This window comes from Candidatus Phytoplasma ziziphi, assembly GCF_003640545.1.
Taxonomy (GTDB): domain Bacteria; phylum Bacillota_I; class Bacilli_A; order Acholeplasmatales; family Acholeplasmataceae; genus Phytoplasma; species Phytoplasma ziziphi.
In genome coordinates, this window is the sequence record NZ_CP025121.1 from 241,341 (window position 1) to 264,353 (window position 23,013).

Consider the following 23,013-nt stretch of genomic DNA (forward strand, 5'->3'; position numbering starts at 1 on the left):
TTATTTCTCCTTTTTTTATAAAAAACCTTGTTAAAAAAAATAAAATTAAAAATTATTTTTCTTTTTCATCAAAAAATTCAGAAGAAAACATTCTTTGTTGTTTTGAAATATTTTCAAAAACTTCGACGCCTAAAAAAGATTTAATATTTTTCATTGTTTCTTTTAATAATTTTGTTTTATAATTTTGAAAAAAATCTCTTTGTTTAACTTTTGTATAAAAAAACAAAAAAACAAAATTTAAAATAAAAATAATAAAAAAAATTAAATATTGATATTCTTTTAAAAAAGAAATTTCTTTAAAATAAAAAAAATAAATAAGAAATAAAGAAAAAAAAATGCTTAAAAAATAATATAAAAAATTTTTTCTAATTATTTTATAACGTTTATATAATAATTTTTGAAGAAAATTCATATAAATAATATTAATTTCTTTTTGATATAAAATTTCAAATTTGGAATAATAACTTTCATCAACTAAAACTCTATATAAATCATCAACTATACTCCAAACAACATATTGTTTCATATCTAAAAAATAAGAATTATATTCACTTTGTTTTAAAAAGAAAAATTCAATTTTTTTCTCTTCTCCATTTATATCATATATTTCACAACGAAAAGGTTCCCCAGAAATAGAATTAAAAATAAAAGGAAAAAGTTTTAATTTACTTCTTTTATTTTTAAAAAAATTCTTCATTTTCTTAATTTTCCCTAATTTTTTATTTTCTTATTATTTAAAAAAATCTTCTTAAAAATCACCAATCACATAAAATTAAAACTTATGGCTGCTCCAACCAAGTTCTGACCAGATTCATCTTAATTTCATTGAATGGTGATTTTTAAAAAGATTTTTTTAAAAAATTAAAAAAATTTCTTTTCTTTTCTAAGGTTGATAAAAAACTTTTTCAAAATATATTCACTTTCTTTCTCGAAAAAATCAGATTTAAAAGATATTTTCGAAATCAAACTTAAATTATTTAAAGAAAAATTATTTTTCAAACCTAGCCTTATATTAGGAGTACTATAATATATTTTTTTTACTCTTACTTGGAGTAATGCACCCATGCACATAATACAAGGTTCTAAAGTTGTATAAATTATTATATCATTAAATCTATAATTTTTAAATTTTTTGTTTAATTTTTTTAAAATTAAAAATTCGGCATGACCAAAAAAAATTTTCTTCTTTTCAACATTATTATGTGCTCTAGCAATAACTTTATCATTTAAAACAGCTATAGCGCCAACTGGAACTTCGCCTTTTAAAAAAGCTTTTTGAGCTTCTTTAAAAGCTTCTTTCATATAAAAAAATTCTTTTGGTTTCATAATGGTTTTCTTTTTAAAAAATTAATTTATAAATTTATGACATTTTCTACAACGCGGTTCATGATAATTTTTTCCGCCTACTAAAACAATAGAATCAGTAGATTTAGGAATTGAACCATCGACTATTCTTTGAGTTCTATTTGCTTCTTTGCCACAAACATTACAAGAAGATTTTAATTTAATAACTTGATCAGCAATTGATAATAAATAATTCATAGATCCGAAGGGTCTTCCACAAAAATCAAGTTCTAATCCTCCAATGATAATATGCATTCCACGATAAGATAAATTATTTACTATTTCTTTAATTTCTTGATCTAAAAATTGAGCCTCATCGATAAACAAAACTTCGACATCTTTTTCTAATAAATCTAAAATATCTTTACTTTTATTTATTAAAAAAGAAAAAATAGTTTTCGAATCATGAGTTATTAATTCTTTTTTTTGAGAATAACGATCATCAATTTTAGGTTTAACAACTAAAAATTTAATTCCTAAAGATTTAAAAAAATTAATTTTTTGAATCAATTTTGTTGTTTTTCCGGAAAACATAGGTCCGCAAATGATTTCAATAAAACCTTCTTTTTTTAAAACCATTTTTTTATCAAGACCTTTCTTAACCTTATTTCAATTTTTTTAAAAATAAATTTTTTTAATTAAGAATTATAACGTTTATTAAATTTATCTATTTGTCCTGCTACAGTTACAAAAACTTGTTTTCCAGTATAAAAAGAATGACAATTAGAACAAATTTCAATTTTCATTTGTTTCATAACTGTTCCAATTTTATGTTTATGACTACAAGTAGCACAAATAACTTCAATCTCGTTAAATTCTGGTTGTTGTTTTTTTGTTTTCATAATAATGAAATCCCTCAATAATTTTTATATATAATCTTATATTAATATATAAATTTCTCTTTAAAAATAAAAACAATATTATTAATTTAAATAATATAAATAAATATCATTTTTAATTATAACATTTAAAAATTTAAAAAATAAATTAAAAACTAAAAATTATTTTTTTTATAAATAGGAAATTTATTAGTCAATAATAATACTTTTTGTCTGACTTTTTCAATAACTTCTTCATTTTGATAATTATTTAAAATTTCGTCTATTAAATAAGCGACTTCAATAAATTCTTTTTCTTCAAAACCTCTTGTAGTCATCGCTGGAGTTCCTATTCTGATACCACTAGCGTTAAAAACTTTTTCTTTATCGAAAGGAATAACATTTTTATTAACAATAATATTAGCTTTTTGTAAAGCTTCAGAAGCTAATTTTCCATTTAAATTAGGATATTTATATTTTAAATCAATTAAAATTAAATGATTTTCAGTTTTTCCACTTACTAAACGATGACCTAATTTAGAAAAAGTATCAGCCAAAGAAAGAGAATTTTTTAATATTTGTTGTTGATAAATATTAAAATTTTCTTGTAAAGCTTCTTCGAAAGCTACTGCTTTAGCAGCGATAACATGCATTAAGGGACCGCCTTGAGTTCCTGGAAAAACACCTTTATTTATTTTTTTCATAACTTCTTCATTATTACTTAAAATAATTCCGCCTCTCGGACCTCTTAGAGTTTTATGAGTAGTCGAAGTAACAACATCTGCTTTCGCTAAAAAAGGACAAGGATGTAGCTTAGCAGCGATTAATCCAGCAATATGAGCGATATCAGCCATTAAATAAGCGCCAACCTCATCAGCAATTTCTCTAAATTTTTGAAAATCAATAATTCTAGAATAAGAAGAAGCTCCGGCTATAATTAACTTTGGTTTTACCTTATGAGCTATTTCTCTTAATTTTTGATAATCAATTGTTTCCGTTTCTTGAGAAACCCCATAACTATAAGAATTAAAAAATTTACCAGAAAAACTAACATGATGACCATGAGTTAAATGACCTCCATCATTCAAAGACATACCCAAAATAACATCATAAGGTTTTAATAAAGATTGAAAAACAGCCATATTAGCTTGAGATCCTGAATGCGGTTGAACATTAGCAAATTTAACATTAAATAACTTTTTAACTTTTTCAATTGCTATTTGCTCTATTTCATCTATATATTCACAACCGTCATAATATCTTTTTTTTGGATATCCTTCGGCATATTTATTTGTTAAAACACTACCTTGAGCTTCTAAAACTGACTTAGAAACGAAATTTTCGGAAGCAATTAATTCTAAATGTTTTCCTTGCCTTTCTTCTTCTTTTCTAATAATTTCAAAAATTTCATAATGATTATTCTTTAAAAAATCCATTTTTATTATTAACTTTCTTAATATAATATTTTTTCGAAATTAAAAATATTTTTAAAATACTATTTTGTAAAAATAAAAAAACATTTAACTTTATTATACTTTTAAAAAAATAATTTTCAAAAAAATTCCATCAAAAAATTATTAAAACAAAAAATCTTAAAAAAACTTAATTTTTTTTAATTAAAAAAAATAATAAAAAAAATTTAGTCACATTTTTAAAAAAGTGAATAAATTTTTAAAAAACAAATTTTAATACTCAAAAAATATTTAAAATTGAAGAAAAAAAATTATAAAAAAAATGACTAAATTCAAGTTAGTAACTTTTTAATTCTAAAATATTTTATATTTATTTTATATTTTTTAAAAAAACAAAAACAAAAATAAATAATAAATTAAAAAATTTAATTATTTTTATAAAAAATTATCAAAAATATTAAAATAAAAAAATATAACTAAAGTGCAAAAAAATAGACTAACTCAAAAAAAAATGTGACTAAAGTACAAAAAAAATAGACTAACTTTTTTTTAAAAAAAATTTTTTTCTTCATTTTTAACCGATAAATAATAATTAATTTTAAAAAATAAAAAAAATTAGTCGTTTTTTTACGTCTTAACAACAATAATAATAATAAAATATAAATAAATAATAAATTAAAAAATATTTTTTTAAAATAATAAAAATTAAATAGTTTTTATTATTTATTTTATTAAAAAAAATAAGTTATAATTTTAAATACAAAAGATAAAAATAAAAGATAAAAATATTTAATAAACTCTAAAATTTTTAAAAAAATTTATTAAATATTTTATTAATAAATTATATAAAAAAAATAAAACAAGGAGTTAAACAATTATTAAATGAAAAATCAAAAAATAAAAATAGTATACGACGGCCTTGAAAAAGGAAATATTTTCGAATTTGTTCAAAAATTATCTGAATTTAAATTAGAAAAAATTCAAGATTTTAAAAATGAAAATGAAAATATTTTTTTGATAACTAAAACTGTTAAATATGGAGAAATTCCTGATACTACTGAAAATTTTTTGAAAAAATATACTCATTTAATAATTGGTATTGCAGTTTCAGGAAATAAAAATTTCGGAAATAATTTCGCTAAAGCCGGAGATTTAATATCAGAAAAATTTAATATTCCTTTAGTTCTAAAATTCGAAAATAAAGGTTTTAATGAAGATATTGAATATATTAGAAAATGGTTAAATAATTTTATAAATATAAAAAATAACAATAAACGTATTCCTTCTTATATAACTTTAAATAATCAAATAATAGATGGAGAAGGAAAAATAAAAGATTTAAATAAAGATCAAGAAGCTTTAAAATCTTATTTTAAAGACGAAATTAATCCTAAATTAAAAAAATTTCAAACTTTAAACGAAAAACTTGATTTTTTAATTAAAAACAAATATTACGAAGAAGATTTTTTAAAGCTATACACACGTGAAGCGATTAAACAAATTTATCAGTTAGCTTATTCTTTTAATTTTAAATTTAATTCTTTTATCGGTGCTTTTAAATTTTATAACGATTATTCATTAAAAACGCGAGACAAAAAGTTTTATTTAGAAAGTTATGAAGATCGTTTAGTCACTAATGCTTTATATCATGCTTCTGGTAATTTTCAATTAGCACAAGAATTAATTAAGAATTTAATGAAACAAAATTTTACTCCAGCGACACCAACATTATTAAATACAGGCCTTAAAAAAAGAGGAGAATTTGTTTCTTGTTTTTTATTAGAAGCAGGTGATTCTTTAAACGATATCGCACGCATTGTTGAATTTGCGATGCAGTTATCTAAAATTGGCGGTGGAGTTTCGATTAGTTTAAGTAATTTAAGAGCTAAAGGTGAAACCATTAAAGAAATGAAAAACACTTGTAAAGGAGTCATCGGAGTCGCGAAGCTTTTGGATCATTCCTTTAGATACGCTGATCAAATGGGACAACGTTTGGGCGCTGGTGCTGTTTATTTAAATGTTTTTCATTCTGATATTGAAGATTTTTTGAATTCTAAAAAATTGAATGCCGATGAAGATATTCGTTTAAAAACATTATCATTAGGAGTTATCGTTCCTAATAAAATGTTAGAACTAGCGCGAAAAAATGAAAAGATGGCACTTTTTTATCCTCATACTATTTATAAAGAATATCATATTAGTTTTTCAGATGTTGGGGTTAATATGGATAAATGGTATCCTATTTTATTAGCTAATCCGAAAATACGTAAAAGATTTATTAATCCACGTTCTTTATTAGAATTAATTGCTCAATTACAAGGTGAATCTGGTTATCCTTATCTAATGTTTTGTGACAACGCTAATGCTGTTAATACCTCCGAAAATAAAATCAAATTTTCTAATTTATGTACTGAAATTTTACAACCTACTTTAACTTCTTATTATGCTTCTTATAACGAAAGAGAAAAAGACCGTATTGGAATGGATATCTCTTGTAATTTAGCTTCAGGACATATGGGAAATATGATGAAAAATAAAAATATTAAAGAAACTGTTTTTTCAGCGATGGAAATTATGAATTCAGTCTCTTTGAAAACTAAAATTAAACATGTTCCCTCTGTTTTTAAAGCTAATAATTTAAATCGTAGTGTTGGTTTCGGAATTATGGGTCATCATGGTTTTTTAGCTGAAAATATGATTAATTTTGGTAGTCAAGAAAATATCGAATTTATTGATGTTTTTTTTAATATAGTTAATTATTATTCACTTTTACATTCTTGTTTGAAAGCTGAAGAAACTGGTGAAAAGTTTTTTCAATTTGAAAAATCTACTTACGCTAGTGGGGAGTATTTTAAAGATAAAAAGGCTATTTTCCCAAAGCTTTCTAAAATTAAAGAACTTTTTGAAGGAATAGAAATTCCTAGTGATGAAGATTGGTCAAATTTAAAAGTCAAAGTAATGAAACATGGGTTATATAATTCACATCGTTTAGCGGTTGCTCCAAATGGGTCTATTGGTTATATTATGTCCGCCACACCTTCTTTAACTCCTATTAAGCAATTAGTAGAAGAAAGAACTTATGGAAATTCTAAAACTTATTTTCCAGCTCCAAATTTAGCTGATTATTCTTTTATGTATCAAACCGCTTATAAAATGAATAAATTCAAATTAATTGATGTGATCGCGACAGCACAAAAACATATCGATCAAGGAATTTCATTTGAATTATGTATTTCTTCTGATATTACAACTAGAGAATTATCAAGATATTATTTATACGCTCATCATAAGGGGATTAAAACACTTTATTACACGAGAACCCAAAAATTAAAGATTTTCGAATGCGAAAGTTGTGGTATTTAGATTAATATTTTTTAAATTATTATTAATAAGAAAGTTTTATTAAAATTTTCTGATAATTTTTTTAAAAAAACCTTTTTTATATATAAATCATTTTTAAAAGGTAAATTAAATGGAAGAAAAAAAATTGTCAAAAAAGGAAATTTGGGAAAGTATTTTGGAAGATTTATCTTTTATTTATAGTGAAAAAGTTTTCGAAGAAACTTTTTCTAATATCCAATTATATAAAATAGAAGATGAAATTTTTTTTATTTTAGTTGATAATGAATTTATTAAAAATAAAATTTTAAATAATTATTTAAATAAAATAGAAAATATTTCCGAAAAATATTCTCAAGAAAAAATATCTTTTCGATTTATTTCTGCAAAAGAAATTCCAAAAGAAGAAAAAAAAATAAAAAAAGAAGAAAATAAAAAAATTGATTCGAGTGATTACTATTTAGGAAATTTAGAATCTAAATACACCTTTGATAATTTTGTTCCTGGGATGAGTAATGAGTTTGCTTTTGAGATGGCCAAGAAAATTGCTAATTCAGAAAAAATAGAAACAAATCCTTTATATATTTTCGGTTCGGTTGGTTTAGGAAAAACACATTTAATGCAAGCTATCGGAAATCATATTTTAGAAAAAACATCTAATAAAAAAGTTTTATATATTAAAGCAGATGAATTTATAGAAGATTTTATTAATAAATTAAGAAAAGAAAAAATAGATGATTTTAATGATAAGTACAGGAGTATTGATGTTTTTTTAGTAGATGATATTCAGACAATGTCAGAAGCAACTAGAACTCAAATGGAATTTTTTAAAATCTTTGATTATCTTAATTTGAATAAAAAAAAAATAGTGATTACAAGTGATAAAAGTGTTTCAGAATTGAAAAATATTATGGAAAGATTAACCAATCGATTTAAAGCAGGATTAGTAGTAGATATTAAAAAACCAGATCTTAAACATCGTCTTGATATTTTAAAAAAAAAAATATTTTCGATTCAAGGCGAAGGCGAAAATATTCAATTAAAAAAAGAAATTTTGAATTTTATTTCTTCTAATTTTTGTGATAATATAAGGGAAATGGAAGGAGCTTTATTTAGACTTTTAAATTATTTTCAAATTTATAAATTAGAAATTAATTTAAAAAATACCAAAGAAGCTTTAGGACCTTTATTAAAAAGTAAGAAAAATGTTTCCGAAGAAGAAATTAATTCCGAAAAAATTAAAAAAATAGTAAGTAGTTTTTATAATATTAATATTAGGGATTTGGTTGGTGACAAAAAAAATTCTAAATATACTTTACCACGACATATTGCTATTTATTTTTTGAAAAAAATAAATAATATTTCTTTTAAAACAATAAGTTTTATTTTTAATAAAAAATATTCTTCTATTTTTAAGGCTTATAAAAAAATTGAAGAAAAAATAGAACAAAATGAAGAATTAAAAAAAGTTGTAGAATTTATTTTAAAAAAAATAAATAATTAAAAAATTATTTTAAGGAAAATAAGAAATTGAAATATGAATTTCGAAATAAAAAAAGAAGTTTTTTTGCATTATTTAAATCAAATTCAAAAAATACTTCCTCAAAAAACTTTTTTTCCTATATATTACTACATAAAAATAGATCTTAAAAAAGATGTTTTATTTTTAGAAGTTAATAATAGTCATATTTTTGTAAAAATAAAAGTAGAAGATGAAAGTTTAAAAGTATATGAAGAAGGAATTTTTATTGTATTAGGAAGAAATTTTATTGATATTATTAAAAAAATAGATTATCATCTTATTAAAATTGATTCTGTAGAAGATAAATTTTTAATTATTAAAACTGATTATTCATATTATAAATTAAAATTAATGGAATTAGATAATTATCATTCTGTTGATTTCATTTTTGATTATCAAAATTGTTTTGAAATAGAAATGGAATTATTTAAAAAATTAATTAAAGAAATGATTATCGTTTCTTCGAAAGATAAACAACAAAATATTTTAACAGGGGTTAATTTAATTTATAAATCTCCTTTTTTAATTTCTGTAGCTACTGATTCTTTTCGTTTAGGCCAAAAAAAAATAAAATTAAAAATAGATTATTATGATTTTAATATTATTATTCCTGCGAGAAGTTTAGAAGAATTACTTAAACTTTTGGAACAACAAAAGGATGAAATTGTTCAAATATCTATCACAGAACAAAAATTTTTTTTAAAAACAAATTCTTTATTTTTTCAATCTCCTCTTTTAGAAGGAAATTATCCAGAAGCTCCGCCGATCAAAAAAGAAAGTTTAATTAATTTTTTTAGATTAAATAGAAACAATTTAATTAAAGTTTTAGATAGAGTTTCTTTGTTTTTACCAAAAGATAAAAATATTTTTGATAATGCTGTAGAATTTAAAACTAATTCGAATTATAAATTAGAAATTTTTTCTGATAGTGAAGAAATAGGACATGCTTTAGAAGAAATTGAAATTTTAGAATCTTCTTTCGATAGCAATATAAAATCTTTTTTCAATGTTAAATATTTAGAGGAAATTTTGAAAGTTTTTACTAGTGAGCAAATTACATTTTTTTTCGAAAATTCATCGAAACCTTTTTTTATTATGAGCGAAGAGGATGAAACAATTTTATATTTAATTTCCCCTTTTTATTTTAAATAATTTTTTTATTTTTCCTTAAAAAAGGATTTTTATAATTATGATCAAAAAAAAACTAAAAAAAAAAGATAATAAAATAAATTCTTTATTTTCACAATTTGATTTTAAAATAAAAATTTATTTTCTTTTTTTACTTATATTAACTTTTTTTACATTTATATCTGATATTTATTTATATTTTTTGGAAGGATTTAAATATTATGATAGATTTAAATATTTTACTAATCAAACAGTTTTTTCTATTTTATTGATTTTATTTTCTTTTTTTAAAAAAATTAAAAATCAAAAAATATATTCTTTTTTTATTTATGGAACTATAGTTAATGGTTTATTAACTTGTTTTGTTTATAATGTATTGTTATTCCCTTTTTATGATAGCGAAAAATTTATTATAATGAAGTTTATCAAATCAATTATCAAGTCAAATTTTAAATTGAAATATTTGATTAGTTCATTACAACATATTTTTATCCCTTTTATTTATTTTTTTCTTTTTTTCTTTTTTATTCCTTTTGATTTAAAAAGAATTAAAGAAATTTGTTATTCTTTTTCTCATCCTGTTTTATATTTATTTACTTTTTTTATAATTTCTTGTTTTTACACAAAATGTGATCAAGATATACATAAGTGTTGGCTTCCTTATCCTAATATTCAATGTCCTGATCACGGATGGGTTTTATTTGATAATGAAAAATATGAACATACTTTTTCTAAACTAATTATTGTTTTTTTAAGGTTATTTATTTTATTTTTTTTATTTTCTATTATTTTTATTTTTATTTTTATTTGCAAAAGCAAATTTAATAAAAAATTTGGAAAAAAGTTTTTTAAAAAAAGAAATTAATTTTTTAAATTATTGAAAAAGGTTAATATTAAAAAAATGATTTTTAAAGAAAAAAAAAGATTAATTACAGGTATTAAACCGACAGGAGTTTTAACTTTAGGTAATTATTTAGGCGTAATAAAACCTTTGATTCTTTTTCAGAATGAATATCATCATGAATATGATATTTATTTTTTTATTGCAGATTTACATTCTTTGACTAGTTTTCAAGAACCATCTTTATTAAAAAAAACTATTCGTGAAATGATATATCTTTGTTTAGCTTCAGGATTAGATTTAAATAAAACAAATTTATTTATTCAATCAGAAGTTCCTCAACATACTTATTTAAATTATATAATGGAATCTAATACTTATTTAGGTGAATTAAGTCGAATGATTCAATTTAAAGAGAAAAAAAGCTCTTTGAAACAAGTTAGAACATCTCTTATGACTTATCCTATTTTAATGTCTTCGGATATTTTACTTTATGATGCTGATTTTGTTCTTTTAGGTCAAGATCAAAAACAACATTTAGAATTAACTCGTGTTTTAGCTAATCGTTTTAATAATTTATATGGCAATACTTTTGTTGTACCTGAATTTTTACAATTGGGTTCTATGATTAAATCTTTAACTGATCCTCAAAAAAAAATGAGTAAAAGTTCTTCTGAAAATAGTTATGATGATAAAGGTTGTATTTATATTTTAGAAAATTTAAATATTATAAAACAAAAAATTTTAAAATCAGTTACTGATTCAGGAAAAGATATAAGATACGATTTAGAAGAAAAACTTGGTTTAAGTAATCTTTTGACTATTTACTCTTCTTTAAAAAATTGTGATTTAAATGATACTATAAAATATTTTCAAAATTTTTCTTATAAAACTCTTAAAGAAGAAATTGCTGATTCGTTAGTAGAAGAAATTAAAATTATTCAAGAAAAATTTTATGATTTAGAAAAAAATGTTAATTTAGAACAAATTTTACAAAAAGGAACTAAAAAAGCAACAATAATAGCCGATCGTAAAATAAAAGAAGTTAGAAAAAAATTAGGAATAGATATAAATTAAAAAATAAAATTATATTTATTTTAATAAATAGAATTTTATTTGTTTATAAATTTTTATTTTTATAATAAATTGAATTATTTAAATTATTATTTTTTAAAAATTATATAAAAATTCATAATTAAAATAAAACCGAACTCAAAAGTTAAATTGAGTTTGGTTTTTTATTTTTTTAGTTGGAAGATTTCATAATTATTTAGTTTTATAGTTGATTTGGTTTGGTGATAAAAATAAAAGAATATTAATAAAATAATTATTAATCTTTTTAGACAAAAGATATTTTAACTAATTTTTACATAATTGGTTATACCTTTTTGTTATTTATTTAAATATTTATTACCTATTATTGGTTTGTTAAATAAAAAAAGACTCTCGAAAGAGAGCTTTTTTAATAAAAAAATTTTTGCGTTAATTTTTTTAATATCTTCTATGGTTATTATTTTGATGATTTGAAGCGTTATTTATTCTTTGTTGTTGCAATTGATCTCTGAGAATTAATTGTTGATGCATTTCATTTATTCGATTTAAAACTCGATTTAAGGCTTCTGAGATATTTCTCATTCTACTTAAACGTGTTTCACTATCTAAACTTAAATTATTAAAAGTATTATTTAATTGTTGTAATAAATTGATTTGTTCTTCTTGGAGTTGTATTATTCTTTGTTCTAAAACTATTCCAGGAGAAGCGTATAAAACATTGTTGTTAAATATAAATAATACTAAATCAATTAAGAAAAACAATTTAAAGAATGATAAATATTTTTTTGATTTAAACATTTACTAATACTCCTTTTATTTTTATTCCTCATCTGAGGAGATTTTGTAGAGTAATTTTAATGAGGAAAGAGTTTTACTTTGATCACTATTTAAAGATTTGATAATAATAGTTAATAAATATTTTTTGAAAAAATTATTATTCATAAATTTCATTTCCTTTCTTATAATAGTGATTATTATCAAATATTGAAATTAGAATATATCACTATTATATAACTTTATGAATTAAATGTTTAATAAAAATTTTTTATTTATTTGCTATGATGATTTTATCTATTTTAGAACGACGTTCTTTTTGTAAATGTTGTTGTATGAGTGTAAGAAAGTATATAATTTATGAAAAATATAAAAAAAATTATTGAAAATAATAAACAAATATTTATTTTTTAATAATGCTTTAATTATTTTAATTTCAATTTTAATTTGTTTGTTTAGAATCTAAAATTAAAAAAAATAATTTATACTATTAGTAATTATTTTTTGAGAATTTATTTTATGGTAATTTTAAAAAAAATCTTTATTTTTGGTCAACTCCATAATAATAATTTAATCTTAAAAAAAACATGATAAAAAAATGAATATATTCGTTTTTTTCTTTACTTTTTTCTAAAAATAATAAGTTTTTTTATTTTTTATCTTCGCAAATAAATTTAAATATTTCATAATTTATATGAATTTGATTTGTTGTTCAATTAAATATTGACATTTTTTAATTTTATTATGTATTTTTTATTTTTTTGTTATTATTTTTAGTTTTTATTTGTGAACGGGTTAGATTTGTTCTTTGTATAGGTTTGATAGGTTTAAAAAATAGCTATTTACATAGCTATTTTTTTTAATAAGAATACTATATATTTAGATATTAAAATGTTATATTAAAAAAATTTTATTTTTTTAAATTGAATTAAAGAAAAAAATTATAAATAAATTTTTAAAATTAATTTATCAAAAAAACAATCTTTTTTTGTTTAAAAAAATAATTTTTATTTTATAACCTTTTTCTTTTTTGTATTGATTGATTTCAGAAATAGTATTTATTTTTTTTGTTTATTTTTTTAAAAATTAAAATTTTTTTTATTTTATACTGGACATTTTATTTTTTTCGTTAGAATAAAAACATAAAATAAATAATTTGGCTTTCAAATTATCAAAGCACGTCATTATTAATTTTAAAAAAGTCTTATTTTATTAGAGTAGTAAATTATATATAAACATGTTTTGAGTTTGAAAGCGTGTTTTTTAACAAAAAATATTTTAATATAGGTTTAACAGTTTACAGTGTTTTTTACAGTAATAAAATTTTCGTTTACATAATATTTACATATCTTTTGCATATGTTTTACATATATAAATCTTACATATAAATACTTTTACATGACTTTTAAATATATTTTTATAATTTTTTTATATAATTTTTATGTTTTTGATACTTAAAAACGAGCGTGGGTTGCTCGTTTTTTATTTATATACTTTTTTTTATTGTTTTAATGTTTTTTTTATTTATTTGTTTTATTTCCTCGGCGTTTTATATTTTTTTGCATATATATAATTTATTTTTTCCATTGATTGTTTTAAATGTTTTTTATCGTCGATTAAAAAACCATTTAAACTTGCAATCATTGAGTTTCTAATTTTAATTTTTCTATATATTATTTCGATTTCTTTTATAAATATTTTATATTTGTTTTTTATTTCAATTTTTGTCAATAATTGTTTTAATTTGCCCTCGTATTTGTTTAATTCTTTTATTGATTCTTTTTTAAATATTTGTCAGTTCTTTCTAATGTTTTAAATCTTTTGCTGTAGTTTTTTATTATACATTTTTTTATTTCTAGTTACTTTATTTATATATTTTTTAAATCATTAATAGGTTTTTTTTATTGTAGTTTTAAAATAAAACCTTTACGACTTTTTTATTTGTATGTATACGTTTATATATCTTTATGTCCTCCGCGTGTTTTTTATTTCTCGTTTTTTTTGTTTTGTTCTTTTATTGTTTCAATAAAAAAAATTTCATTAATTTCAATTTTGTATAATGTTAATTTTTGTTATTTTATTATTTATTATTTTTTTTAAATTCTCATCATTATGGTTTTGTTAATGTGTAGCACGTTTTTATTTTAAATTTTAAAAAAAATTGTTATCTCTTCTAATGCTTCTTCGTCTCCTAAGAATTGTTTTTTCTTTAATAAATTAATTTTAATTTTTTTTATATCCTTTTTGTTTTCATTTAGTCAAAATATATATCTTTTTTATTTTATAAAAATATTTTTTTATATGTTTTTTTAATACAAAAACATAATCAAACTATTTATCTAAATATCTACAACAAAAGTAAAATTTTTAATCTGTTCATTATAATAAATTTATCAAACTTATATTTGATATATTTTTTGTAAATTAAAATAAAGCTAATATTTGTTTTTTTTTGTTATATAATAAAGTTAATTTAATTAAAAAAATTTTAGAAAAAGGAAATTAAATAATGAAATATCACCAATTTTATACCAAAAATAAAAAAATAATTGTTTTGATTTTAATTGGTTTGATTTTAATTGTTGGTTTAGGGATTGGTTTTTGTGTTGTTTCGTTTTCTAAAAAAAAAGAAATAATGGACCAATCTAATGAGCAAACAAGAAATTATATTCCCGAACATAATCCATCTACTAATATACCAATGAAATTAACTAATTGTCGACTCGATAAAACAATAGAAAATATTGTTGAATATGATCTATCTACTAACAACCAAATTAAATCAACTAATTTTCGATCAGACGGTCAAACAATAGAAAATATCATTGAATTTAATCCATCTAATGAAAAAAAATTAAATCAACTAATTTTCGATCAGACGGTCAAACAATAGAAAATATCATTGAATTTAATCCATCTAATGAAAAAAAAATTAAAGAAACTAAATTTCGATCCGACGGAACAACAATAGACTATATCACTGAATACGATTTATCTACTGGCGTTGAAATTCGAACAACTTATATATAATCCTGATGGCTCGATAAGATAAAATTAACTTTAATAATTTTTTTAAAAAATTAAAATAAAGTAAAATAAAAAATGCAAATTAATTATTAGAAAAATAAACTCTTAATAAATAAGAAATAGAAAGGCTTTATTAAAAAATGCATAAAATTCAGAAAAAGAATTTAGTAATTATTGTTTTAGTTTTATTAATTATTGTTTCATTGGTTTTTGTAGGTATAAAATTAATGAATCCACAATCTTCCCAGGAAAAATCATTTTCTGATACAACACAATCTTTGAATGGTTCGGAAAAACAAGATGAAAATATTGAAGAAGTGATGATAGAGGTTGGTGATCCAAAGGATATGAAAACAAAAATAAAAGAATTTATTCGAAATAAAATCCATAATGAAGATTTTAACTTATTGACTTATGATGTATCAGTTCCTAGTTATAATCCAATTGATAAAACAATAACAGGAACTAATTCGCGAGGGCCAATTATACAATCAGGGGGTTTTTGCTGTCCAATTAAAGATCCCTCTCCAGATTTATTAGCTGTTTATTTTGACGGGGGGGGAAAAGCGTGGAGCAGATGAAGCCGAAGATGAAGAAGGAGAATATATTCCTAAATATACTTTAGATAATTTAAAATCAATGAAGAATGGCGCTACAAAAATATATTTATTTAAAAAAAACAATAAATATTAAAAAATAAAAAAGGTGATATTTTATTTATGAAAAAAACAAAATTTATTTATACAATTATTATTTGTTTTTGCCTTTTTTTAATAATTTTAATATGCTATTTTATTTCGAAAATAAAACAAAATCAAAAAAACAAATCTATCTCTTCGTCTATTAATATTATTTCTTCAGAAACTTATAAAAAAGCTGTAAAAGAATTGCCATCTAATCTTAATCCTATTAAAAAAACTAATAATAAAAATAAACAAATAGAAATTATTGATTTATTAAGAACTCCTTTTTTAAATATTAAACCTATTTTGAAAGATTCAAATGATAGTAAACAAAATTTAAAAGATTGTCGTCAAGGATATTTTGAAGGTGTTATTAAAAAAATGTCTTTTGCAACTAGTTCAAATGATTTTAAAACAATAGATATAAGAGAACAAGGTATTGATTTTTTTGAAGAAAGTAAACAAATTACAGGAAAAGACATTTCTGATTCTTGTTTGGAGTTTGAATTAAAAAATGATATTTTGTTCGAGAATAATCAATCAATAAATTCTGATACTATTGAATTTACTTTAAGAAATTATTTAGAACGTGGTAGTGAATTGTTCTCATCAGATAATAAATCATTATGGTTTAGTATTGGTAAATTAAAAAACGCTATCCATTATTATACAAGCGCTAAACCTTCTCAAGATAAAAGATTAACTTGTTTTCAAAAAATAGATAATTATAAATTTAAAATTTTTTTTGAACCAGATTATATTAAAGATAATTCTTTATTTGAAATAATCCAATCTTTAAACTATATTTTGTTATTTCCTTTAAATATAAAATTATATGATTACGGTTCGCCCGCGAATCCAATAATATCTTATGGTGATTATAAAATTGAAGAATACGATTTAGAACAAGGATTATTACTGAAAAAAAATGTTAATTCATTACAAAAAATTATTTATATATATTATCAAATAATAACTTCTTTTGAACAACAATTGAATTTATTTAAGTCTAATCAATTAAATGAATTAGAAACAAATGAATCGATAATAAAAGATAATAATTTCCAAGAATATATTTCTGTATCTAATAATAAAGTTATTTCTTTGATAATTAATTTAGGAGATAGACATGACGCTTCTTTTAGGCAAAATAAAGAAATTTATAAAAAAGTTCCTTCTATTTTAAGAGATGATGATTTTAAAAGAGCATTATTTTGTATAACTGGTGACATTATCAAATCGTTAACAAATGTAGAACCGCAAATATTTGATAAAGTAAAAGTTGATAAAGTTCAGGAACAATCACAAATAAATATAATGAATTTACTTAATGATAGTTATTCAAAATGGAAGTTTAATAATCCTAATGAAAAAAATATTTCACTAGATTTAGTTTATTATACACAAAATTTATTGCAACAGGAAATTGCAGAACAGTTAAAAAATAAAATAGAAAATTTAAAAATCGATAATAATTTTATATTTTCCGTGAATTTAATTCCTGTTAATATTAGTCCTCATGCTGGCGATATATCTTTGGCAGAATTTCAAAAAGTTTATGATTTAATTATCACTCATATATCATTACCAATAAATAAATTTGATGATTATGTAAATATTTTAGAAAAAATAAATATAGATGATAAAATAACTTTTTCTCTTTCATTTCGAGATATTAATAATGAACAAATAAATGAATTAAAAAACATTTTAGAATTACAAGAAACAGATTTAGAACAAATAAAAATAGATCAACTAAAACATATTTATCAAAAAGTTCAGGAAAAAGCAAATAATCCTCAAAAACAATTATTTTTGGATTCCTTAATAAAAACTATGGAGCAAAAAATAAAAGAACAAAAGGCTCTATATCCTTTATATGAAGATAAAAAGTTTATCGCCTTTAAAAATATTAAAAGTTCTAAATTAGATTTTTGTCCGTTTTTAGATATTATAAAGACTAATTATTTTGATTTAAATAAATAATAAACAAAAAAACGTTAGGAATAAAAAAATGAATTTTAAAATTTTTACCATTAAAAAGATTATAATCTTTTTAATTACTTGTTTTTTATTACTTGTGATTTACGATCTAACTTTAGAGTATCGTTTACGTATATTTTCTAGCATGGATAAAAAAAGAGTTGATGAAGTTATGAAGATAATTGATCAAAATAAAGTGGAGCAAATTCGATTTTGCGAAAAAACTTCAACACTTTTAAGTAGAACTTTATATCGAATTGAAATCAAAATTCAAAATTCAGCTAAAAATATGAATTCAAACAAATGGTATTATTGCGAACCAGATTATCATTTTTATAGCGAAATTCATAGTAAATGTAGAAGTTTTCAAAATATCGAAATAGATGATGCACATTGTGATTTTAGATTATCTGAATTTATTTTAAATTTTTTTGTTATTTCTCATACTCCTATTTTTATGTTTTATCTTTTAAAAACAATGAATATTCAATCTGGCAAATTAAACTCCAATCCTTTAGTTTCATCCAAACAAAAATCTTATTTTACTTTCGAAGATGTTGCTGGCAATGAAGAAGAAAAAGAAGAAATGAAGGAATTAATTGATTTTTTAAAAAGACCTCAAAAGTATGCTTCCGTAGGAGCTAAAATACCTAAAGGTGTTTTATTAGAAGGGCCGCCAGGAACAGGTAAAACCTTATTATCGAAAGCTTTAGCTGGTGAAGCTGGAGTTCCTTTTTACGCTGTAGCTGGTTCTGAATTTGTTGAAAAATATGTCGGTGTCGGTGCTTCTCGTGTCAGAGAATTATTTAAAGAAGCTAAAGATCATTCTCCTTGCATTCTTTTTATTGATGAAATAGATGTTTTAGGTAGTAAAAGAGGTGGTTTTTCAGGAGGATCTCAAGAAACAGATCAAACTCTTAATCAACTTTTAACTGAAATGGATGGTTTTACTTCAACACAAGGAATCATTATCATCGGAGCTACTAATAGAGCGGATATGTTAGATTCAGCTTTATTAAGACCAGGAAGATTCGATCGCAAATTTATAGTTGGTCTACCTGATGTTAAAACTAGAGAAGCTATTTTAAAAGTTCATGTTCGTAATAAAAATATTTCTCCTGATATTAATTTTAATCAATTAGCGAAACAAACTCCAGGTATGAGTGGCGCTCAATTAGAAGCAGTTTTAAATGAAGCTTCTATTTTAACAGTAAGAAATCAAAAAGAAATGATTACTATGGAAGATTTAGAAGAAGCGATTGATCGCGTTTTAATGGGTCCAGCCAAAAAATCAATTAAATATACAGAAGAAGAAAGAAAAATGGTGGCTTACCATGAAGCTGGACACGCCGTTATTGGTTTAAAATTAGAACACGCTCAAAAAGTTCAAAAGATTACTATTATCCCAAGAGGTTCAGCTGGTGGTTATAATTTAATGTTACCTGAAAAAGAAACTTTCTTTTCTTCTAAAAAAAGAATGTTAGCGAATATTATTTCTTATTTAGGCGGTAGAGTAGCTGAAGAATTAGTTTTTGACGATGTTTCTAATGGAGCTTGTGAGGATTTTAAACAAGCTACTAAAATAGCTAGTTTAATGGTGACTAAATATGGAATGAGTGATTTAGGTGTTTCTCAAGATTCTGATTTTTCTGATAAAAAAGCGATTGATACAGAAATTAAAAAAATAATAGATCAATGTTATCAAGAATGTCAAAAAGTGATTAAAGAAAATAAATCTTTATTAGATAAAATAGTTAATTTATTATTAGAAAAAGAAACTATTAATAAAGAAGAGATAGATTTATTAGTTTAAAAATATAATAAAAATATTTTTTAAAATTTTTTGTTTATTAATTTATGTTGACCTCTTAAACATTAAAATAAAAATAAGACCGACTTTAAGTCGGTCTTATTTTATTTAATTAAAAATTTTCAAGTACACAACATTATAATAATTAAAAACTTTTTTTTGAATATTTCAATGTTTACCCCCGATTAAAATGGTCTTTGGGTTAATCATATTATTTTTTTAATTTTTATTTTTTTTGATTATTTAAATTTTTTAAAATCATTCGATAGATTTTAATTTGTTCTTTAGGATTATTAATTAATTTTGTTAAATTTTCTTTTAATTTTAATAAAATATCTTTTTTAGGATTTTCATTTTGTAATCCTTTTATTTCTTTATCTATTTTTGTTTTCGAGAATGCATTTTCACGAATCTTATTTTTGAGATCAGTAATTATGTCTTCGATATTTGAATTATTAGCAGTTGAACTATTGTCACTTGTGTTAGCGTTATCTTTATTCATATTGCCATAATTTGATTATTGATAGTAATTGACAATAATAAACTTAAAAAAATAAATAAAACCGTTTTAAACAAAAATAAATTTCTGTTCAATTTCAACATTAATTAATAACTCCTTTGTTTTTTATCCTCGGCCAAGATGATTTCTGAAAGATCGTTAAGGGTTTTGTAGTCCGAGTATTAGAAATTTTTTTAGATTTATTATATTTTTCTGTTAAACTATTTTTTGTTTTTTAGGTGTATTTTATTTGTTAAGCTAGAGATTTTTATATGTTTTTTGATATGCTGATTTCAAGGTTGATGGTAGATATTTATATCCTAATCATTTGAACCTTTATTTTTTAATCTTTTGATTTCGATTTTGAAAGCGTTAGTTGGATTTTTTTTATTTTGATTATATATAACATCACTAGTGATACTTTTTTTAATCTATTACAGAAGCTACAGGTAAATAATTTTCATTTGATGATTAATAGTAATTAAGAATAATAAACTTAAACAAACAAATAGAATTATTTTAAATAAAAATAATTATTTTTACAAATTAATTATTAAATTAATAACTTATTATGATGACTTTTATAATATTCAAAAATATCTTTTGTTAAATGTTTTATCTTATCAAGATCTAAATTATCTATATCTTTTATTATTTCTTTTATGTCAATTTTTCTTTGATTATATTCAAATATGATTTCATAATTTTTGTTTTCTTTATTATCTAAAATATTTGAACATATCTCTTTTAATTGATTTCTATGATAATTTAATTTGATGTCTTGTTTTATAGGATTCCAGTATTTATTAGTCTCTTCTTTATAAATATCTATTGTATTACAACCACAACAAACAGCTAAACAAACTTTAAAAAAAATTAATATTGTTTCGATACATGAATTCATATTTTACATTTCTCCTTTTATTAATAAATAAAATTATTAAATTTAATAATAAAAATTAAAAAAAATATATAAAATCATTATTTTTGTAATTTAAAGTGAAGCAATGTGTTATTAATTTTATAAAGAGAGAAACTAATATTCCTTTTTGTAATTTTGTTTATAATGAAAAAACCAATAACTAAATTTTTTAAATAATTATTATCCAAATATTTAAATTAGAATAATATCATTATTATACAATTTTATAATTTAAATATTAAAATATTTTTTTTATTTATTAATAACTTAAATTATGGATAATAACAAGATATTTATTTTTTTATATTTTAATGGACACGATTATAGCGACAGTAGATAGGTAGCGAGAATATAAAAAACGAAATAATAAAAATAAATAATTTTTATAATTGAAAGACGTTGAATGTATTAAAAAAATACGATATTAAAACATATAAAAAAATATTTTTAGAAAATAATAAGAGTGTTAAATAAAAATTTTTTCTTAAATATTTAAATCAATAAAATTATATAATAGTTATATATTCAAATTTCATATTTGATAATTATTACTATTATCAGAAAGTAAATGAAATTAATGAATATTAATATTTTTTTAAAAAAATTTCATAACTATTATTATAATTTGGCTTTTGAGTATTGTCATTGTTTTTGTTTTTTATAATTGATTAATAATAATTAAAAAAGAAAAAGATATTCTGATATCTTTATCAAAAGAATTAGATAAATGTAATTCTTTTGATAATAATTGTGAAAACCAAAACCTAAATTTATAACTACTCCAGAAAGATTAGAACAAATTAAAACTTATTTTTTAGAAATCAATGATAAATCTTTATTATCAAACGATCTTACTGAAAAATAATAAATATAAATAAAAAAATTAATTAATCTTTTAAAGTTATTAAAGAAAAGGGATAAATCTAATATCAAAAAGAAATCAATAATTATAATTATAAAACGGAATAAATTAAATTTCAATATTCTTTTCTTAAAATAGAATAATTAAAAATTTAAATTTATCATTATTATCTTAAAAAAACTATTTCACAAAATCACTGATATTAAAGTTCACATCGGTCTTTCAGTATTTATTAAAAAAAATATAAAGGCATGATATTAGATGCCGAAAAATTTAAAATAAGACTAGAATCTCACTACACATCATCTCCTCAGATGAGTAATAGATAAAAAAATAAAGGAGTTAATTATTAATAATGGTAAAATTTAAAAAACAATTATACTTATTTAAAATAATTTTATTTATTATTTTAGGATTATTATTTATTGCTAATAATTATTCGGTTATGGCGATGGAAAATTTAAATAAAGAAGAAATTAAATCAATAAATAATAATAAAAATGAAGAAAAAAATAATTATGAAATGTCTATGAATAAAGATATTGAAACAAAAAAACATTTTATTCAATTAATTATTGAAAAAATAATTATAAAAATAATATGTATAGAAATTAAAATAAATTTTTAAAAAATATAAATTAGCTTTTCTTAAGTAGATGATTAATCATCATTAAATATTATTTTGACACTGTATTGACAATAGAGATTTTAAGGGTTAAAATTATCATAAAAATGTTATAAAGTTTCAGTCTTTTTTATTTTCTTTATTTTTTAAAATATCTTTTTATATTTTTTTACATAATATTTTTTTGAATATATTGAAATAAAATATTTAAAATAAATATATAAGAATATATAATAATAAAAAAGTTATAAAAAAATAAATTATACAAATAAAAAATTATTGTGGGTCAGGATTTTATAAAGTTATCTTTTATATGAAATATTATATAATTAAAAATAAATTATAATTTTTTATAGAAAAAGAATAAATGA

General features: G+C 20.5%; 20 protein-coding genes and 1 other RNA gene. 12 read left to right on the forward strand and 9 right to left on the reverse strand.

Annotation, left to right across the window (positions count from 1 at the left end):
• Positions 1-52: 52 nt before the first annotated feature.
• The 6 genes from CWO85_RS01330 to glyA all read right to left on the reverse strand — a co-directional run bounded on the left by CWO85_RS01330 (position 53) and on the right by glyA (position 3,598).
• Entirely contained in the window at positions 53-697 is a 645-nt protein-coding gene (locus CWO85_RS01330; RefSeq protein ID WP_121463903.1) for a hypothetical protein, read from the reverse strand.
• Between the two features lie 49 nt (positions 698-746).
• Positions 747-842, reverse strand: an RNA gene (gene ffs / locus CWO85_RS01335) — signal recognition particle sRNA small type.
• A gap of 19 nt (positions 843-861) precedes the next feature.
• Positions 862-1,326, reverse strand: a complete 465-nt coding sequence (locus CWO85_RS01340) for a nucleoside deaminase (RefSeq protein ID WP_121463904.1) — start codon at positions 1,324-1,326, stop codon at positions 862-864.
• Between the two features lie 21 nt (positions 1,327-1,347).
• Positions 1,348-1,923 (reverse strand): thymidine kinase, encoded by a 576-nt coding sequence (locus CWO85_RS01345; RefSeq protein WP_121463905.1) that lies wholly within the window; start codon positions 1,921-1,923, stop codon positions 1,348-1,350.
• A gap of 59 nt (positions 1,924-1,982) precedes the next feature.
• A complete protein-coding gene (rpmE, locus tag CWO85_RS01350) occupies positions 1,983-2,186 on the reverse strand; it encodes a 50S ribosomal protein L31 (RefSeq protein ID WP_121463906.1) in 204 nt (67 codons plus the stop codon).
• A 152-nt stretch (positions 2,187-2,338) separates the two neighbouring features.
• Complete coding sequence (glyA, locus tag CWO85_RS01355) at positions 2,339-3,598, reverse strand: serine hydroxymethyltransferase (protein ID WP_121463907.1); 1,260 nt, start codon at positions 3,596-3,598, stop codon at positions 2,339-2,341.
• 858 nt (positions 3,599-4,456) lie between these two features.
• Here glyA and nrdE point away from each other — a divergent pair.
• From nrdE to trpS, 5 genes are all read left to right on the forward strand, one after another.
• A complete protein-coding gene (gene nrdE, locus CWO85_RS01360; protein WP_121463908.1) occupies positions 4,457-6,937 on the forward strand; it encodes a class 1b ribonucleoside-diphosphate reductase subunit alpha in 2,481 nt (826 codons plus the stop codon).
• Between the two features lie 109 nt (positions 6,938-7,046).
• Positions 7,047-8,417 carry a chromosomal replication initiator protein DnaA gene (dnaA, locus tag CWO85_RS01365; protein ID WP_121463909.1) on the forward strand — a complete coding sequence of 457 codons (1,371 nt, stop codon included), beginning with the start codon at positions 7,047-7,049 and terminating at the stop codon, positions 8,415-8,417.
• A 33-nt stretch (positions 8,418-8,450) separates the two neighbouring features.
• A complete protein-coding gene (gene dnaN / locus CWO85_RS01370) occupies positions 8,451-9,587 on the forward strand; it encodes a DNA polymerase III subunit beta (RefSeq protein WP_121463910.1) in 1,137 nt (378 codons plus the stop codon).
• 37 nt (positions 9,588-9,624) lie between these two features.
• Positions 9,625-10,428, forward strand: coding sequence for a hypothetical protein (locus CWO85_RS01375; protein ID WP_121463911.1), 804 nt, complete (start codon positions 9,625-9,627; stop codon positions 10,426-10,428).
• Positions 10,429-10,464: 36 nt separating this feature from the next.
• A complete protein-coding gene (gene trpS, locus CWO85_RS01380) occupies positions 10,465-11,481 on the forward strand; it encodes a tryptophan--tRNA ligase (RefSeq protein WP_420885393.1) in 1,017 nt (338 codons plus the stop codon).
• Between the two features lie 414 nt (positions 11,482-11,895).
• Here the strand turns inward: trpS and CWO85_RS01385 are convergent, their stop codons facing one another.
• A complete protein-coding gene (locus tag CWO85_RS01385) occupies positions 11,896-12,255 on the reverse strand; it encodes an effector protein (protein WP_121463912.1) in 360 nt (119 codons plus the stop codon).
• A 2,485-nt stretch (positions 12,256-14,740) separates the two neighbouring features.
• On the opposite strand from CWO85_RS01385, the gene CWO85_RS01395 reads away from it, so the two are divergent.
• From CWO85_RS01395 to ftsH, 6 genes are all read left to right on the forward strand, one after another.
• Entirely contained in the window at positions 14,741-15,124 is a 384-nt protein-coding gene (locus tag CWO85_RS01395) for a DUF2963 domain-containing protein (protein WP_121463914.1), read from the forward strand.
• Positions 15,121-15,261 carry a DUF2963 domain-containing protein gene (locus CWO85_RS03865; protein ID WP_420885401.1) on the forward strand — a complete coding sequence of 47 codons (141 nt, stop codon included), beginning with the start codon at positions 15,121-15,123 and terminating at the stop codon, positions 15,259-15,261. The genes CWO85_RS01395 and CWO85_RS03865 overlap by 4 nt, the downstream gene beginning before the upstream one ends.
• A gap of 137 nt (positions 15,262-15,398) precedes the next feature.
• On the forward strand, positions 15,399-15,839 hold the full coding sequence (locus CWO85_RS01405; protein WP_121463915.1) for a hypothetical protein: 441 nt from the start codon (positions 15,399-15,401) through the stop codon (positions 15,837-15,839).
• Positions 15,808-15,951, forward strand: a complete 144-nt coding sequence (locus tag CWO85_RS03625; protein WP_161554976.1) for a hypothetical protein — start codon at positions 15,808-15,810, stop codon at positions 15,949-15,951. The genes CWO85_RS01405 and CWO85_RS03625 overlap by 32 nt, the downstream gene beginning before the upstream one ends.
• A 26-nt stretch (positions 15,952-15,977) precedes the next feature.
• Positions 15,978-17,927: a hypothetical protein gene (locus CWO85_RS01410; RefSeq protein WP_121463916.1), complete on the forward strand. Its 1,950-nt coding sequence runs from the start codon at positions 15,978-15,980 to the stop codon at positions 17,925-17,927.
• A gap of 28 nt (positions 17,928-17,955) precedes the next feature.
• Entirely contained in the window at positions 17,956-19,737 is a 1,782-nt protein-coding gene (gene ftsH, locus CWO85_RS01415; protein WP_121463917.1) for an ATP-dependent zinc metalloprotease FtsH, read from the forward strand.
• A gap of 223 nt (positions 19,738-19,960) precedes the next feature.
• Here the strand turns inward: ftsH and CWO85_RS01420 are convergent, their stop codons facing one another.
• Together CWO85_RS01420 and CWO85_RS01425 are read right to left on the reverse strand one after the other, a co-directional pair.
• Entirely contained in the window at positions 19,961-20,236 is a 276-nt protein-coding gene (locus tag CWO85_RS01420; protein WP_236628341.1) for a hypothetical protein, read from the reverse strand.
• A 550-nt stretch (positions 20,237-20,786) separates the two neighbouring features.
• Positions 20,787-21,137, reverse strand: a complete 351-nt coding sequence (locus CWO85_RS01425; RefSeq protein WP_121463918.1) for a hypothetical protein — start codon at positions 21,135-21,137, stop codon at positions 20,787-20,789.
• 1,235 nt (positions 21,138-22,372) lie between these two features.
• Between CWO85_RS01425 and CWO85_RS01430 the strand changes: the two genes are divergently transcribed.
• On the forward strand, positions 22,373-22,645 hold the full coding sequence (locus CWO85_RS01430; protein ID WP_121463919.1) for an SVM family protein: 273 nt from the start codon (positions 22,373-22,375) through the stop codon (positions 22,643-22,645).
• Positions 22,646-23,013: the final 368 nt, after the last annotated feature.

What these genes read in the sequence shown, in the direction of transcription:
- CWO85_RS01330 (WP_121463903.1), bottom strand. Translation starts at nt 697, where the DNA reads ATGAAGAATTTTTTTAAAAATAAAAGAAGTAAATTAAAACTTTTTCCT.
- CWO85_RS01340 (WP_121463904.1), bottom strand. Translation starts at nt 1,326, where the DNA reads ATGAAACCAAAAGAATTTTTTTATATGAAAGAAGCTTTTAAAGAAGCT.
- CWO85_RS01345 (WP_121463905.1), bottom strand. Translation starts at nt 1,923, where the DNA reads ATGGTTTTAAAAAAAGAAGGTTTTATTGAAATCATTTGCGGACCTATG.
- rpmE (WP_121463906.1), bottom strand. Translation starts at nt 2,186, where the DNA reads ATGAAAACAAAAAAACAACAACCAGAATTTAACGAGATTGAAGTTATT.
- glyA (WP_121463907.1), bottom strand. Translation starts at nt 3,598, where the DNA reads ATGGATTTTTTAAAGAATAATCATTATGAAATTTTTGAAATTATTAGA.
- nrdE (WP_121463908.1), top strand. Translation starts at nt 4,457, where the DNA reads ATGAAAAATCAAAAAATAAAAATAGTATACGACGGCCTTGAAAAAGGA.
- dnaA (WP_121463909.1), top strand. Translation starts at nt 7,047, where the DNA reads ATGGAAGAAAAAAAATTGTCAAAAAAGGAAATTTGGGAAAGTATTTTG.
- dnaN (WP_121463910.1), top strand. Translation starts at nt 8,451, where the DNA reads ATGAATTTCGAAATAAAAAAAGAAGTTTTTTTGCATTATTTAAATCAA.
- CWO85_RS01375 (WP_121463911.1), top strand. Translation starts at nt 9,625, where the DNA reads ATGATCAAAAAAAAACTAAAAAAAAAAGATAATAAAATAAATTCTTTA.
- trpS (WP_420885393.1), top strand. Translation starts at nt 10,465, where the DNA reads ATGATTTTTAAAGAAAAAAAAAGATTAATTACAGGTATTAAACCGACA.
- CWO85_RS01385 (WP_121463912.1), bottom strand. Translation starts at nt 12,255, where the DNA reads ATGTTTAAATCAAAAAAATATTTATCATTCTTTAAATTGTTTTTCTTA.
- CWO85_RS01395 (WP_121463914.1), top strand. Translation starts at nt 14,741, where the DNA reads ATGAAATATCACCAATTTTATACCAAAAATAAAAAAATAATTGTTTTG.
- CWO85_RS01405 (WP_121463915.1), top strand. Translation starts at nt 15,399, where the DNA reads ATGCATAAAATTCAGAAAAAGAATTTAGTAATTATTGTTTTAGTTTTA.
- CWO85_RS01410 (WP_121463916.1), top strand. Translation starts at nt 15,978, where the DNA reads ATGAAAAAAACAAAATTTATTTATACAATTATTATTTGTTTTTGCCTT.
- ftsH (WP_121463917.1), top strand. Translation starts at nt 17,956, where the DNA reads ATGAATTTTAAAATTTTTACCATTAAAAAGATTATAATCTTTTTAATT.
- CWO85_RS01420 (WP_236628341.1), bottom strand. Translation starts at nt 20,236, where the DNA reads ATGAATAAAGATAACGCTAACACAAGTGACAATAGTTCAACTGCTAAT.
- CWO85_RS01425 (WP_121463918.1), bottom strand. Translation starts at nt 21,137, where the DNA reads ATGAATTCATGTATCGAAACAATATTAATTTTTTTTAAAGTTTGTTTA.
- CWO85_RS01430 (WP_121463919.1), top strand. Translation starts at nt 22,373, where the DNA reads ATGGTAAAATTTAAAAAACAATTATACTTATTTAAAATAATTTTATTT.